12 protein-coding genes are annotated in these 14,514 nt (G+C 70.1%); 3 read left to right on the top strand and 9 right to left on the bottom strand.

Translation table 11 applies throughout. From position 1 onward, the window contains the following. Positions 1-63 precede the first annotated feature (63 nt). Together ACOZ38_RS43255 and ACOZ38_RS43250 are read right to left on the bottom strand one after the other, a co-directional pair. Positions 64-1,161 carry an Ig-like domain-containing protein gene (locus ACOZ38_RS43255; protein ID WP_424536624.1) on the bottom strand — a complete coding sequence of 366 codons (1,098 nt, stop codon included), beginning with the start codon at positions 1,159-1,161 and terminating at the stop codon, positions 64-66. A 142-nt stretch (positions 1,162-1,303) separates the two neighbouring features. Continuing rightward, positions 1,304-2,737 (bottom strand): MFS transporter, encoded by a 1,434-nt coding sequence (locus ACOZ38_RS43250; RefSeq protein ID WP_424536623.1) that lies wholly within the window; start codon positions 2,735-2,737, stop codon positions 1,304-1,306. Positions 2,738-2,809: 72 nt separating this feature from the next. Between ACOZ38_RS43250 and ACOZ38_RS43245 the strand changes: the two genes are divergently transcribed. After that, a complete protein-coding gene (locus ACOZ38_RS43245) occupies positions 2,810-3,487 on the top strand; it encodes a TetR family transcriptional regulator (RefSeq protein ID WP_424536622.1) in 678 nt (225 codons plus the stop codon). Here the strand turns inward: ACOZ38_RS43245 and ACOZ38_RS43240 are convergent. From ACOZ38_RS43240 to purS, 7 genes are all read right to left on the bottom strand, one after another. After that, positions 3,409-4,959 carry an MFS transporter gene (locus ACOZ38_RS43240; protein WP_424536621.1) on the bottom strand — a complete coding sequence of 517 codons (1,551 nt, stop codon included), beginning with the start codon at positions 4,957-4,959 and terminating at the stop codon, positions 3,409-3,411. The two genes, ACOZ38_RS43245 and ACOZ38_RS43240, sit on opposite strands and share 79 nt — an antisense overlap. A 58-nt stretch (positions 4,960-5,017) precedes the next feature. Further along, on the bottom strand, positions 5,018-5,692 hold the full coding sequence (locus ACOZ38_RS43235) for a Crp/Fnr family transcriptional regulator (protein WP_405142374.1): 675 nt from the start codon (positions 5,690-5,692) through the stop codon (positions 5,018-5,020). 117 nt (positions 5,693-5,809) lie between these two features. Beyond that, positions 5,810-7,849 carry an adenylate/guanylate cyclase domain-containing protein gene (locus ACOZ38_RS43230; RefSeq protein ID WP_424536620.1) on the bottom strand — a complete coding sequence of 680 codons (2,040 nt, stop codon included), beginning with the start codon at positions 7,847-7,849 and terminating at the stop codon, positions 5,810-5,812. A gap of 250 nt (positions 7,850-8,099) precedes the next feature. Further along, complete coding sequence (gene purL, locus ACOZ38_RS43225) at positions 8,100-10,355, bottom strand: phosphoribosylformylglycinamidine synthase subunit PurL (protein WP_424536619.1); 2,256 nt, start codon at positions 10,353-10,355, stop codon at positions 8,100-8,102. Positions 10,356-10,387: 32 nt separating this feature from the next. Further along, positions 10,388-11,071: a phosphoribosylformylglycinamidine synthase subunit PurQ gene (gene purQ, locus ACOZ38_RS43220; protein ID WP_424536618.1), complete on the bottom strand. Its 684-nt coding sequence runs from the start codon at positions 11,069-11,071 to the stop codon at positions 10,388-10,390. A 194-nt stretch (positions 11,072-11,265) separates the two neighbouring features. Further along, complete coding sequence (locus ACOZ38_RS43215) at positions 11,266-11,655, bottom strand: ATP-binding protein (protein WP_424537197.1); 390 nt, start codon at positions 11,653-11,655, stop codon at positions 11,266-11,268. Positions 11,656-11,877: 222 nt separating this feature from the next. Continuing rightward, the gene (purS, locus tag ACOZ38_RS43210) at positions 11,878-12,126 is read right to left on the bottom strand and encodes a phosphoribosylformylglycinamidine synthase subunit PurS (RefSeq protein ID WP_405142364.1); all 249 of its coding nucleotides are present in this window, start codon (positions 12,124-12,126) and stop codon (positions 11,878-11,880) included. Positions 12,127-12,441: 315 nt separating this feature from the next. Between purS and pdhA the strand changes: the two genes are divergently transcribed. Together pdhA and ACOZ38_RS43200 are read left to right on the top strand one after the other, a co-directional pair. Beyond that, a complete protein-coding gene (gene pdhA / locus ACOZ38_RS43205; protein ID WP_424536617.1) occupies positions 12,442-13,542 on the top strand; it encodes a pyruvate dehydrogenase (acetyl-transferring) E1 component subunit alpha in 1,101 nt (366 codons plus the stop codon). After that, positions 13,539-14,510 (top strand): alpha-ketoacid dehydrogenase subunit beta, encoded by a 972-nt coding sequence (locus ACOZ38_RS43200; protein ID WP_405142360.1) that lies wholly within the window; start codon positions 13,539-13,541, stop codon positions 14,508-14,510. The genes pdhA and ACOZ38_RS43200 overlap by 4 nt, the downstream gene beginning before the upstream one ends. The last annotated feature ends 4 nt before the right edge of the window (positions 14,511-14,514 follow it).

Here is a 14,514-nt window from a genome sequence, read left to right as displayed (position 1 = left end):
CGCTCCGGGCCGGGAGGCCCGTTCCCGGGTCGTCGATGGGGACGGGCCTGCGGTCGAGGAGGGTCAGCCGTCGACGGGGTCCTGGGTGGGGGGTGTGGTGGGGAGGGCGCTGCCCTTCTTCCACTGGGTCCAGGTGAGCTGCCAGTAGCTCCAGCCATTGCGCCAGTCGAGCTTCCGCTTGGTGCCGGTGACCTGGACGACGTCGCCGCGCTGGGCGATGCCGTAGAACCACTTGGCGCCGGCGGGGGTGGCGCGCACGCAGCCGTGGCTCTGGTTGGACCTGCCGAGGAACTGGTAGTCGCCCGCGCTCTGGTGGACGTACTCGCCGCTGTCGGAGATGCGCACCGCCCAGGGGATCTCCAGCTTGTAGTACAGCGGGTCCTTGGGGTCGGTGACCCCGAGCCACCCCGAGGTCATGGTCTCGACCTTCTTCTTGCCCATGGCGAGGTGGACGCCGCTGGTGGTGAGGTAGACGTCCACGCCGTTCTTCACCAGGCCGCCGCGGCCCGCGCTGATCGGGATCGACTTGACGAGCCTGCCGTCGCGGCGGACCTTCATCACGTGCTTCCTGGTGTCGACCAGGGCGATGTTGGACGCGCCGATCGCGAAGCGGCGGCTGACGTTGTTGGCCCCCTCGTTGCCGGGGATGTCGCCGAGTCGCGCGGTGAAGGTGACCTTCTGGTGCGGTTGCCAGTAGGTCTTGGTGCGGTAGATCACCTTCCGCTCGGAGACCCAGCGCCAGGCGCCGTCGACGGGCTTCTCGGCCTGGACCTGGAGCACGGCCTCGGCCGCCGCCCGGCTGGGAACCGCCCTGTCGAAGGTGACGATGATCGGCGAGCCGACGCCGATCGTCTCGCTCTTCTCGCCCATCGGGGTGATGTCGACGATGCGGAGCGGTTCCTTCGCCTTGGCGCCGACGGCCGTCTCGCCCGCGCCGGCGGCCCTGGCCTGCGAGGAGGAGGGCTTCACCGCGCTACCGGCCTGTGGGGAGGCCTTCACCGCGCTACCGGCCTGCGGGGAGGTCTCCGCCGTGCCGCCGGCCTGGGGCGAGGCCGGCGGTAAGGCCTCCGTCGCCCGGTCGGGGCTGGACGAGCAGGCGGTCATGGCGGCGAGGGCGAGGAAGGCCAGGGAAATGCCGGCCGTCCGCTTGAGGGGGTTCACGGTCTACTCCTGATATACGCGCTTCGTGCCGGGTTTTGCCCCGGCGCGTTCCCTATGTGAGACAGCTGAACAGCGCGATAAGTGCAGACTCATCCCATAACGATGCAATAACGACGTTCGTCGCGACTGTTTCAGAAGGGATTTATGCGACGGGCTCGGGGACTCTGGGGGTCTCCATGGGGGCGGGCGGTGCCGCGCGGCGGGTGCGGAGCGAGACGAGGCTGACGGGGATGCCGATGGCCACGATGACGCCCGCGACGATCAGGGCGAGCTGGTAGCCGTCCAGGAACGCCGTGAGCGGGCTCGCGCCGGACTCCATGGCGGCGCTCTGACGGGCGCTCAGGATCGCGCCGAGCACCGTGACGCCGAGCAGGCCGAACACCTCGCGGAAGACGTTGAGCACTCCCGACGCGACGCCCCCGCGGCCCGCCGGAAGTGCTCCGAGGATGGCGTTGGTCAGCGGGACCAGCAGTCCCGCCCCGAAGCCGTACAGCATCAGCCAGGGGAAGAGCTGGGCGTAGGTGCCGTGCTCGCCGATGAAGGAGATGCCGACGACGGCCACCGCCATCAGGCCGAGACCCACGGCGACGGTGGCCGCGGTGCCGAAGCGGTTCGCGATCCTCGGGGCGACGGTGGCGAGCCCGGCCATCAGCAGGGCCATGGGGACGAACGCCGCCCCCGCCTGCGTGGGGGTGAAGCCGAGGACGTTCTGCAGCCACAGCGCGGTGAAGAAGTAGATGCCGAAGATGCCGAAGGCCCACAGGCCCATGGAGACCATTCCCCCGCTGAAGACCCGCTCGCGGAACAGCGACAGGTCGATCATCGGCTCCTTGGCGCGGGTCTCGACCAGCAGGAACATCGCGCCCGCCGCCGCGGCCACGGCGAAGGATCCGAGGATGGCACCGGAGGTCCAGCCACGCCCGTCTCCCTCGATGAGCGCGTACGTCAGGGCGAAGAGCGCGAGCGACGAGGTCAGCAGGCCGGGCACGTCGAGCCGTCGCCTGACAGGGGTGCCGGACCGGCCGATGGCCCACGCGCCGAGCGCGAACGTGATGGCGCCGATGGGCACGTTGATCAGGTAGATCCAGCCCCAGTGCCAGTTCTCGCTGATGAAGCCGCCGGTCAGCGGGCCGAGGGCGAGCGCCAGGCCGCCGACCGCGCTCCACAGGCCCACGGCCATGCCGCGCTCCTTCGCGTCGGGGAAGGTGGCGGGGATCAGCGAGAGCGCCGTGGGCGTCAGCAGGGCGGCTCCGATGCCCTGGATGCCCCGGCTGAGGATGAGCGTCGCCCCGTCGCCCGACAGCCCGGCCGCCGCCGACGCCAGCGAGAAGACGGCCAGGCCGATCAGGAAGACGCGCCGCTGGCCGAACACGTCGGCGAGCCGGCCGCCCGCCATCAGCAGACCCGCGAACACCAGCATGTATCCGCTGACGATCCACTCAAGTCCGGAGATCGTCAGCCCCAGATCGCGCTGGATGGTCGGGAGGGCCACGTTGACCACGTTGTTGTCCAGATACGTCATGAAGGTGGCAAGGGACACGGCCACCAGCGCCCACCATCGGCGTTCCACAGTCATCTCCTCTACGGTGTACTTGTACGACGTACACGTACACCGTAGAGGAGAGCTTATACGGTGTATAGTTGTCAAGTGGCCGCAGAGAAGCTGACCCGGGAGACGGTCGTCGAAAGCGCGTTGTCGCTCGCCGACGAGGAAGGCGTCGAGGCCGTCACCATCCGGCGTCTCGCCGGACGCCTGGGTGTCACCCCGATGGCCCTCTACTGGCACTTCAAGAACAAGGACGAGCTGATGTGGGCGCTCGCCGAGCATGTGCTCTCGGGCGTCACCGCCGACCTCTCCCCGGGCGACTCCTGGCAGAAGCGGCTGCGCATGATGGTCGAGGCCCTTGTGCGCGTCATGCGCGAGCACCCGTGCCTGCCCGACCTGCTGACCGCAGTGGAGGACAAGCACGAGGTCGAGAGCTTCAAGCGAGCGACCGAGGTGGCGCTTGATGTTCTCGCCACGGCGGGGTTCACGCTCAGCGAGGGCTTCGCCATCTCGGCCTACCTGCTCAACGGCTCCGTCGCCCTGGTGAAGAACCAGCCCTACTGCCCCGCCAACAGGTCGGTCACCGATGAGGCCGAGGCGCGCCGGCAGCGCAGGCTGAAGCTCGAGTCCCTGCCCCCCGACCGCTACCCGCGCATGATCGAGTACGCCGCCACGCTCTGCGACCCCCCCGACAGGGAGCGCTACTTCACGTTCGGCGTCGACCTGCTGCTGGCCGGCGTCGAAGCCCTGGCCCGCAAGAACCCCCCGGCGCCGGGCTGACGAGCACGGCGGGGGCGGGCGCAGGCGGCGGTGACGACGCCCGCGAGCGCGACCGTCGCGAGCACGAGGTACGTCCGCTGGAAGCCCGACATGAGCTGCTCGACCGCCACGGGTGAGAGCCGCGAGAGCGTTCCCGCGTAGACGAGGTCGCGCAGCTCGGGGGAGACCGCGCTGGTCAGCACGCTGAGGGTCGTGGCGACGCTCAGCACGATCCCGACGTTCATGATCATCAGCCGGAAGCCGTTCACCACGCCCAGGCTGCCCGGCGGGAGCGCGCTCATCACCTGCGTCGTGTTGCCCGTGAGGAACGCGCCGTTGCCGCAGCCCGCGAGGAACAGTCCCGTCCCGATGACCCAGTACGGCGGCGTCGTGCCGGTGGCCAGCAGCAGGCTCAGCAGGCCGGCGAAGTTGAGCAGGCAGCCGCCGACGGAGAGCGCGTAGGGGGAGATCCGGCGGCCGAGGGCGCCCGCGATGGGCGAGGCCAGGGCCATGCCGATGGGCACGGGCAGTACGCCGAGCGCCGCCGTGAAGGCGTCGATGCCGCGCGCGGCCTGGAAGTACAGCGCTACCAGCAGCACCAGAGCGGACCGCGACAGGGCGGTGCAGAAGGACGCCAGGTTGGCGAAGGTCAGCATGCGCTCGCCGAAGAGGCGCAGGTCCAGCACCGGATGGGAGGCCCGCCGCTCGACGACGACGAGCACAGGGACCAGGATCAGGAAGATCAGCCCTCCGGTGATGACCACCGGGCTGGACAGGCCGCGTGAACCCGCCTCAGACAGGGCGATCAGCACGGCGGACAGCGCGGCGAACACGAGCAGGTTGCCCGTCACGTCGACCGGCGTGCGCGGCCCGGCCGGCACCCGGCGCAGCGTCGCCCATCCCCAGACGAGCCCGATCACTCCGGCGGGGACGTTCACCCAGAACACCCACTGCCAGCCGGCGGCCTCGGCGATGAGGCCGCCGAGGGTCGGCCCGGCGAGCTGGGCCACCGACAGCGTGCCGATGTACACGCCCATCCCCTGGCTGAGGCGGTCGGGCGGGAAGGCGTCGGTGATGATGACGGTGCCGTTGGCCAGGATCATCGCCGCGCCCAGCGCCTGGAGCGCCCGCATGGCGATCAGGAAGCCGACCCCGGGCGACATCCCCGCCAGCAGCGAGCACACGGTGAAGATCGCGAATCCGACCAGGTAGACCTCGCGCCGCCCGAGCAGGTCGGCGACCCGCCCGAAGAACACCAGCGTGGCCGTGTTGACCAGCAGGTACGACAGCAGGATCCAGGAGGACGCGAACGCGTCGGCCCTGAAGTGCCGGACCACCGACGGCAACGCCACGTTCAGTGTGCTCGCGTTGATGCCGATGAGGACGAGCCCGAGGCTGGTGACCGAGCAGACACGCCAGGCGTGGCGGAGTTTCTTGGCGTACTCCGGTGTGCCGGGCAGCAGGACGGTGGTCTCGTGGGGGAGGGCGACCATGCCCCCCAGTCTGACGTACGGCGTACGTCCGTTTTGGCCGTCCAGGCGGGCTTACGGGTCAGCGTGCGCGCTTCCGGAGGCCGTCGAGGTCGTAGATGATCACGCGTCGGCGGCCGGTCTCGATCAGGCCCCGGTCGCGCAGCGAGCGCAGGGCCTTGCTGACCGCCTCACGGGAGGCGCCGGTCCACCCGGCCAGCTCGTCCTGGGAGAGCGGCAGCGCGACCCGGACGCCGCCGTTGGTCGGCTCGCCGAACCGCTCCGCCAGCTCGACCAGGCGGGTGGCGACGCGCCCGGTGGTGTCGAACGCGCCGTACTCCACGCGCTTGCGGTCGGAGTCCCGCAGCCTGCCGACGACGAGCTGGAGCAGCAGGACGGCGACGCGGCCGTGGTCGCGCAGGAAGCCGGAGAAGTCGCGGACCAGGACGCCCTCGACGGGCTCCAGCGCGGTCACCGTGCCCGACCGGGGCTCCCCGCTGATGAACGACATCTCGCCCAGGAGCGCTCCAGGGCCGCGGATGGCGAGGACGACCTCGGTGCCGCTCGCGGTGTGCGACGAGACCTTCACCCGGCCCGAGGTGAGCACGAGGACCCAGTCGGAGGTGTCGCCCTCCGCCATGACGGTCGTGCCGCGGTCCCACCGCCTCTTACGGCCGCTCTCGCACAGGTCGGCGATCTCGTCCTTCGTGAGCAGGGCCAGGAACTCGCCCGGTTCGGAGGGTGAGGGGGACGTCATCGTTCCTCCAGAATGCCGGCAACGCTCCGATTATGGCCGTACGGCTCTCGCCCGGTCAGGGCCGTTTTCCGCATCGCGTACATTGCTGCTTTCAGTACAGGTTCATGCGCTGACGGATCAGTCCAGGGCGGTGAGGACGAAGGCCTCGACGCTCTGTTCCTTGCCCTTGAGGCTGAGGGCGCCCAGGGACCGTACCGTGGCACCCTCGCCGATCTGCTCGCGGGTGGTCGCCCCGATCACCACGGTGCCGGGCTCCGCCATCCCCTCCAGACGGGCCGCCACGTTGACGGCGTCCCCCATCGCGTTGAACCCGCGCAGCTCAGGGCTGCCGATGTTGCCCACCAGCGCCATTCCGGTGTTGATCCCTATGCGGAACCGGGGATAGCCCGGGTTGCCGGCGGCGATCTCCTCGGCGGCCTCCTGCATGGCCAGCGCCGCGCGGGCCGCCTGGGCCGCGTGCATCTCCTGCGTCGCCGGGGCGTTGAACAGCGCGAGCAGCGCGTCGCCGACGAACTGCACGATCGTCCCGCCGTGCCGCAGGACGCACGGCACCGCCGCCGCGTGGTAGCGGTTCAGCATCTCCACGATCTCGCCGGGCGCCACCCGCTCGGAGAACGAGGTGAACCCCTTCAGGTCCGCGAACAGCGCGGTCAGCTCCACCAGGGACCCGCCCAGCGCGGCCTGGTCGGGGTCGGCGAGCAGAGACGCGGCCACGTCGGGCGACATGTACTGCCGGAACAGCGTCTCCAGCTCGCGGTACAGCCGGGCGTTCTCCAGCGCGATCGAGAGCTGGCTGGCCAGGGTCGCGGCGAGCGCCTCGTCCTGGCGGGTCGTGCCGACGGGCACCTCCAGCGCCCCCGCCAGCACCCCCTTGACCGTCAGGGGGTGGACCACGGCCCCGCCGCCGGTGATGGGCTCGGTCTCCTTGAAGTCGTCCACGGTGAACTCGCGACTGCCGACCGCGACCCGCCCGTTCGACACCAGCCCGATCCGTACGTCCCCGTAAGCCTCGCGGACGCGCTCCAGCGCGCCGGCGACCATGGCCTCCTCGCGCAGGCCAACCCGCGCCTGGCGTCCGACGTCGACCAGCGCGCCCAGCCGCGTGGACAGCTCGCGCTCGGCCGCGAGTGCCTGGCCCGCCCGGTCGAGCACGGCCGCCTGGCCCTCGTTGAGGCGGAACTTCCCGGCCAGCCGGGTCGCGATGGGGGCCTTGGAGCCTGTGCCGCTCTCTCCCATCCGCCGCAGGTGCCCGACCAGCTCCTCCAGCGCCTCGTCGTACTGCGCCTGGATGCGGCGCACGGTCGCCGCCAGCGCCACCGAGTCGAACAGGCCCTGGCTGGACCCCTCCCGCCGGAACTGGATGTACGCGCTGTACGCGACGAACACGAAGGCCAGCGTCAGCAGCAGATGCCACTCCCACCACGACATCAGCCAGTTGGGCCGGTAGAACCCGGCCACCATGGCCTCGCCGAGCAGGGCGTACGCCGTCACGAGGCTCACGAGCATCGCCGAGGGCCGCCGCCGGTGGATGCGGAACATCATCACCGCGGACAGCGCGTACAGCGCCGCGCCGATCCAGGAGACGACGCCGATGGTGGCCCCGCCCTGCGGGGGTCGGGCGCTCAGCGGGGTGAGCCCTTCGACCAGCGAGGCCCACCCCCACGCGACCAGCACGACCACCAGGGCGGCGCGCATGAGGTCACCGCGCGCCAGCACCGCGGCCGCCGCCCGCTCGCCCAGGGGGAGTGAGGAGACGAACGCCAGCACGGCCGCCACCGTCAGCCCGACCGGCTGTCCGATGTCGAAGCCGTAGCTGCCCTGGTCGAGGATCACCGTGGGGGTCGCGAGACCGTGCAGCAGGAAGAAGCCGGCGCTGCTGAGGAAGACCAGCGACACCAGCAGCAGCCGCGCGTCCCGGCGCCGCGTGGCGGCCTGGCTGATCAGCGCGCCCAGCGCGACGTTCACCCCGGCGACCGCGACGATCAGCAGGAAGTGGCTCGGCGGGTGCTCCCAGCGGATGTTCAGCCGGTCCGGATAGGCCAGCAGCAACCACAGCCCCGCCAGCGGCACGGCCAGGTGGATCGCCCACACGACACCCCGCACCGGCTGGGTGGCCGGAGGCAGGTAAGGGTCGCGCGCGTGCTCGTTCGACGGCACGGTCGCCTCCGCATCAGCCAGTCGAGTTCCCCCGAACGTGCCGATTATCCCGTCCATCCCGGTGGCAGGTGAACCGGAAACCGGCCCGGGCGGAATATCGAGATCCAACCGAGCCAGCACAAATTAACGGAATGACCGAATATCCGTTATTTTGACCGTGTCTGGCCCTATAAGCCCTATTACTGGGTGGCCGGTTCAGGCCACAAGGGCGGTGGATCTGTGGGGGGATCCACCGCCTTCGCGGTACGGGTCAGGAGCTGAAAATCAGGGGCAGCGTCGCCTGGTGGGTGGCGCGGAGCTCGTCCACCGGGATCGTAAGGACGTCCTCCACCTGGAGCGTCGAGCCGCCGGTCGTGCCGAGGCCGTAGCAGGGCACCTCGTGCCGCGCGCACAGCTCGGCGAAGGCGTCGAAGGACTCCGGCCGTACGGTGACCAGGGCCCGGGCCGCCGACTCGCTGAACAGGCCGACGAACGGGTCGGAGCCGGGCAGCTGCACCGTGGCGCCCACGCCCTGGGCCAGGGAGGCCTCGGCGAGGGCGATCGCCAGACCGCCGTCGGAGACATCGTGTGAGCCCTCGACCAGGCCGCGCTCGGCGGCCTCCACCAGGACGGTGGCCAGGGAGCGCTCGGCCGAAAGATCGGCGTGCGGAGGCAGGCCTCCCAGGTGGCCGTGGGCGACGTGCGCCCACTCGGAGCCGCCGAACTCCTCGCCGGTGTCGCCGAGCAGGATGACCTTGAGGCCGGGCGCCGTGAAGCCGTGCCGCACGCGCTTGCGCACGTCGTCCAGCACGCCGAGCACGCCAACGACCGGGGTCGGGTGGATCGGCGTGGAGCCGGTCTGGTTGTAGAACGACACGTTGCCGCCGGTGACCGGCACGCCGAGGGTCTTGCAGGCGTCCGCGAGGCCGCGCACGGCCTCGGAGAACTGCCACATGACCTCGGGGTCCTCCGGGGAGCCGAAGTTGAGGCAGTTCGTCACGGCCAGCGGGCGCGCCCCGGTGACGGCCACGTTGCGGTAGGACTCCGCCAGGGCGAGCTGCGCCCCCGCGTAGGGGTCGAGCTTGGCGTAGCGGCCGTTGCCGTCGGTGGCCAGGGCGATGCCGCGGTCGGTCTCCTCGGCGCCTGGCATCACCTCGCCGATGCGCAGCACCCCGGCGTCGGCCGGCATCGCGAGCACGGTGTTGCCCCGGACGTAACGGTCGTACTGGGAGGTGACCCACTCCTTGGAGGCGAGGTTCGACGAGGCGAGCAGCTCCAGCAGGGTCGCGCGCAGGTCGGTGGGACGCGGCAGCCGTACGGGATCGTCGGCGTTCAGCGCGGCCTGCCCGGCGGGCTCGTGGAGCGGACGCTCGTAGACCGGGCCGTCGTCGGCCGCGGTGCCCGGGGGGATGTCGACGATGACCTCGTCGTGCCAGGTCATCACCAGCCGCCCGGTGTCGGTGACCTCGCCGATCACTGTGGCAGGGACGTCCCACCGGGCACAGATCGCCATGAAGGCGTCGATGTCCTCGGGGGTAACGACGGCCATCATGCGCTCCTGCGACTCGCTCATCAGGATCTCCTCGGGGAGGAGCGAGGGGTCGCGGAGCGGGACGAGGCCGAGGTCGACGCGCATGCCGCCCGTGCCCTTGGCGGCCAGCTCGGTCGTCGCGCAGGACACCCCGGCCGCGCCGAGGTCCTGGATGCCGACGACCACGTCGGCCTCGAAGAGCTCCAGGCAGCACTCGATGAGGAGCTTCTCCATGAACGGGTCGCCCACCTGCACCGCGGGGCGCTTGGCGTGCGACTCGTCCTCGAAGGTCGCCGAGGCGAGCACGGACGCGCCGCCGATGCCGTCGGGGCCGGTGCGCGCGCCGAACAGCACGACCTTGTTCCCCGGGCCCGGCGCGGTGGCGAGCTTGATCTGATCCTTGCGCAGGAGCCCGACGCACAGGGCGTTGACCAGCGGGTTGCCGATGTAGCAGGGGTCGAAGACCAGCTCGCCGCCGATGTTGGGCAGGCCGAGGCAGTTGCCGTACGAGCTGATGCCCTCGACGACGCCGGGGAGCACCCGCCGCGTGTCGGGGGCGTCCAGGGCGCCGAACCGCAGGGCGTCCATGACCGCGACCGGGCGGGCGCCCATCGACATGATGTCGCGGACGATGCCGCCGACGCCGGTGGCCGCGCCCTGGTGGGGCTCGACGTACGACGGGTGGTTGTGCGACTCGATCTTGAAGGTGGCGGCCCAGCCGTCGCCGATGTCGACGACACCGGCGTTCTCGCCCATGCCGACCAGCAGTGCCTCGGACTTCGGGGCCTTCGTGCCGAACTGGCGCAGGTGCACCTTGGAGGACTTGTACGAGCAGTGCTCGCTCCACATCACCGAGTAGATGGCGAGCTCGGAGGACGTGGGCCTGCGGCCCAGGATCGAGCGCACCCGCTCGTACTCGTCGGCCTTCATGCCCAGCTCGGCGTACGGCTGGGGCTCGTCCGGCGTCTCGGTCGCCCGCTTGACTGAGTCGGTCATCTGCTCTCCTCGCGCCCTGCTCACTGCGTCTGTCACAGGTTCACGAACCTCTTCAGGATGGAGGTGAAGAAACCGCGGCCGTCCACGCTGGGGGCGCCGGTCAGGTCTTCGACGGCGTGCTCGGGGTGGGGCATGAGGCCGACGATGTTGCCGGCCTCGTTGCTGATGCCCGCGATGTCGTTGATCGAGCCGTTGGGGTTGCCGCCGAGGTACCGGAAGACCACCCGGCCGCCGGTCTCCAGCGCGTCGATCGTCGCGGGGTCGGCCACGTAACGGCCCTCGCCGTGCTTCACCGGCAGCAGGATCTCCTGGCCGGAGGTGTAGTCACCCGTCCAGGCCGTGGTGGCGCTCTCCACGAGGATGCGCTGGTCGCGGCAGACGTAGTGAAGACCCTCGTTGCGGGTCAGCGCGCCCGGCAGCAGGTGGGCCTCGCACAGGATCTGGAAGCCGTTGCAGGTGCCGAGCACGGGAAGCCCGGCACGCGCCGCCGGGATCAGCTCCTCCATCAGCGGCGCGAAGCGGGAGATCGCCCCGCACCGGAGGTAGTCGCCGTAGGAGAACCCGCCGGGCAGGAAGACCGCGTCGACCGCCTTCAGGTCGCGGTCGGCGTGCCAGAGTGGCACAGCTTCTCCACCCGCGTGCCTGACGGCCCTGGCAGCGTCCTGATCGTCAAGAGTTCCGGGAAAAGTGACCACGCCCACACGGGCAGCACCCATGGCTCTCGTACCCCTCCACACGCGAGAGCCGCGCCGACGTCTCACTCATCGGACGGCGGTCTGCGGCGGTACAACTCAGGCTACCTGCTGGCCGGGCGCTGCCGGGCCCGTGGGTCCACGGCGGGCGCGCGGGTTACGGACCGTCGGGAGGTGTGGTTTCGGCCCGATTTGGAGGGAGGGCGAGGCGGTGCAGGTCAGACCGCGGCGAGCACGCGGTCGTGGTGGGCGAGGAACTCCTCGTCCCAGTCGAGCTCCTTGCGGAGGAAGACCGTGGTGCCGCTGCCGGGGGTGATGTCGAAGGAGATCTCGTCCACGACCGACTGCATGATCAGGATGCCGCGGCCGTGCTCGGCGTCGCCCGTGGGGTACTGCTTGGGGATCGCCCCGAGCCCGAGGCCTCCGTCGACGATCCGCAGCTCGCAGCGGCCGTCCCCGATGGCGGCGGTCACCTCGTAACGCTTGGCGGGGCCGCCGTGCCGCACGGCGTTGGCGCAGGCCTCGGAGGTGGCGAGGAGCATGTCGGATACGCAGTCCTCGGTGACGCCGATGCAGCGCAGGGTGTCCCCCAGCACTCGGCGCACCATCGGGATGCCCAGGGCATCCCGTGGCAAGGCCAACGAGAACTCAATATCCACCGGACCCCTCCGTGGCGCCGAAAGTCACGTTGGGGAGGTTTCCCCGAAGAATCAGGGCTAACCGCAAAATCACGCTGTTGTTATTTAGTGTTGGTCAGACGCTTGCTTTCTGGTCCGTCCCAAGATCCCTTTGCGGTGATTTGCGAAGTCTTGATCGCGCCGGTACGCGCTCTACTGTGCCTCGACGCGGACAGAATAATCCTCGATCACCGTGTTGGCCAGAAGGGTTTCGGCCATCTTGCGGATGTCCGCAAGTGCGGCATCGTCGGCCGGGCCGTCGATCTCGACCTCGAACCTCTTGCCCTGCCGCACCTCGGTGACGCCCGAGAAGCCGAGCCGCGGGAGCGCCCGGGCGATCGCCTGCCCCTGCGGATCGAGGATCTCCGGCTTGAGCATGACGTCGACGATGACGCGTGCCACGTGTTCCCTCCACTGTTCGTGCCACCGGTCTCGCGACCGGCCTGGTCCGGCGGGACCAGCCTAACGGTGGCGGCCGGGCGCGCGGTCCCCGGCCCGCCCGGCGGACCTGGACCTCCCATGGGGTGTGCGATCTGACGCACCGGGAACGGGAGAAGTGTGGACAAGAGGGTGTTCGGCCTTGCGCACTGGCCTGTGACTTCTGCCACGATGTCCCCAAACGCGGACGTATCACCACCACCAGGTACGAATGCGTGTAACCGGCCGAACGTAGATGGTGATCCCATCAGCACGGCCCCGAACGCACAGGAGCGGCACGTGACATCCGACGCCTCTCGTGGTGCCGAGGCACCTCCGGAGCTCGTACAGCTGCTGACCCCCGAGGGTGAGCGCGTGGAGCATCCCGCCTATGACATCGACCTGACACCGGAAGAGGTGCGCGGCCTCTACCGCGACCTGGTCCTGGTGCGGCGGGTCGACATGGAGGCAGTGGCCCTCCAGCGGCAGGGCGAACTCGGCATCTGGGCATCCCTACTTGGGCAGGAGGCCGCCCAGATCGGCTCAGGGCGCGCCCTGACCGACGCGGACATGGCCTTTCCGACCTACCGCGAGCACGGCGTGGCCTGGTGCCGCGGCGTCGACCCGGTCAACCTGCTCGGGCTCTTCCGCGGCGTCAACCACGGAGGCTGGGAACCCGCGGAGCACAACTTCCACCTCTACACGATCGTCATCGGCAGCCAGACCCTGCACGCCGTGGGCTACGCGATGGGCATCCAGCGCGACGGCGCCGACGCCGCGACGATCGTCTACTTCGGCGACGGCGCCACCTCCCAGGGCGACGTCAACGAGGCCTTCATCTGGGCATCCGTCTTCAACGCTCCCGTGGTGTTCTTCTGTCAGAACAACCAGTGGGCCATCTCCGAGCCCCTGGAGAAGCAGTCGAGGATCCCCCTCTACCGGCGTGCCAGCGGGTTCGGCTTCCCCGGCGTCCGCGTGGACGGCAACGACGTCTTCGCCTGCCTCGCCGTGACCCGCCAGGCGCTGAAGAACGCCCGCGAGGGGCAGGGCCCGACGCTGATCGAGGCGTTCACCTACCGCATGGGGGCGCACACCACCTCCGACGACCCGACGCGCTACCGCGTGGCCGGCGAGCTGGAGGCGTGGAAGCTCAAGGACCCGATCGAGCGCGTCAAGGCGTACATGTTCAAGAACCAGATCGCCGACCAGGAGTTCTTCGACTCCATCGAGGCCGAGGCCAACGACCTGGGCAGGGACGTGCGCAAACGCTGCCTGGAGATGCCGGATCCCCACCCCCTGGAAATCTTCGACCACGTGTACACCGAGCCGCACGCCCTGCTCACCGAGGAGCGGGAGCAGTACGCCGCCTACCTCGCGAGCTTCGAGGGAGGCGACCGATGACCACGCTGACCCTCGCGAAGGCCATCAACGAGGGACTTCGCACCGCCATGGAGGACGACTCCAAGGTCCTCATCATGGGAGAGGACGTCGGCAAGCTCGGCGGGGTCTTCCGCGTCACCGACGGGCTGCAGAAGGACTTCGGCGAGAGCCGCGTCATCGACACCCCGCTCGCCGAGTCCGGCATCATCGGCACCGCCATCGGCCTGGCGCTGCGCGGCTACCGCCCGGTCTGCGAGATCCAGTTCGACGGGTTCGTGTTCCCCGCCGCCGATCAGATCATCACCCAGCTCGCCAAGATGCCGCTGCGCTCGCTCGGCAAGCTCAAGCTCCCCGTCGTGGTGCGCATCCCCTGCGGCGGCGGCATCGGGGCGGTCGAGCACCACAGCGAGTCCCCCGAGGCGTACTTCACCCACACCGGCGGCCTGCGGGTGGTGGCCTGCTCGAACCCGGTGGACGGCTTCCACATGATCCAGCAGGCGATCCGCTGCGACGACCCGGTGATCTTCTTCGAGCCCAAGCGGCGCTACTGGGAGAAGGCCGACGTCGAGAAGGACGCCTCCCCGATGCCCTTCGACCGGGGCCAGGTCGTGCGCCCGGGCACCGACGTGACCGTGCTCGCGTACGGCCCGATGGTGAAGACCTGCCTGGAGGCCGCGGCGGCCGTGGGCGACGAGCGTTCGATCGAGGTCGTGGATCTGCGCTCGCTCAACCCCCTGGACACCGACCTGATCTACCGGTCGGTCAGGAAGACCGGCCGGTGCGTGGTCGCCCACGAGGCCCCCGTCTACTCCGGGCTCGGCGCCGAGATCGCCGCCCGGGTCACCGAGGCCTGCTTCTACAACCTGGAGGCGCCGGTCCTCAGGGTGGGCGGCTTCTCCACGCCGTACCCGCCGTCACGGCTGGAGGACCACTACCTGCCCGATCTGGACAGGGTCCTGGACGCCGTCGACCGTACGTTCGCCTTCTAGGAGG

The organism is Sphaerisporangium viridialbum (assembly GCF_049674955.1).
Lineage (GTDB): Bacteria > Actinomycetota > Actinomycetes > Streptosporangiales > Streptosporangiaceae > Sphaerisporangium > Sphaerisporangium viridialbum.
The sequence above is the reverse complement of the archived record's forward strand: the minus strand, read 5'-3'. Positions and strand labels throughout refer to the sequence as shown.

Excerpts from the sequence above, each read along its gene's own strand:
- ACOZ38_RS43235 (WP_405142374.1), bottom strand. The coding sequence starts at position 5,692 with ATGACGTCCCCCTCACCCTCCGAACCGGGCGAGTTCCTGGCCCTGCTC.
- purL (WP_424536619.1), bottom strand. The coding sequence starts at position 10,355 with ATGACCGACTCAGTCAAGCGGGCGACCGAGACGCCGGACGAGCCCCAG.
- ACOZ38_RS43240 (WP_424536621.1), bottom strand. The coding sequence starts at position 4,959 with ATGGTCGCCCTCCCCCACGAGACCACCGTCCTGCTGCCCGGCACACCG.
- ACOZ38_RS43215 (WP_424537197.1), bottom strand. The coding sequence starts at position 11,655 with ATGGTGCGCCGAGTGCTGGGGGACACCCTGCGCTGCATCGGCGTCACC.
- ACOZ38_RS43250 (WP_424536623.1), bottom strand. The coding sequence starts at position 2,737 with ATGACTGTGGAACGCCGATGGTGGGCGCTGGTGGCCGTGTCCCTTGCC.
- purQ (WP_424536618.1), bottom strand. The coding sequence starts at position 11,071 with ATGGGTGCTGCCCGTGTGGGCGTGGTCACTTTTCCCGGAACTCTTGAC.
- ACOZ38_RS43200 (WP_405142360.1), top strand. The coding sequence starts at position 13,539 with ATGACCACGCTGACCCTCGCGAAGGCCATCAACGAGGGACTTCGCACC.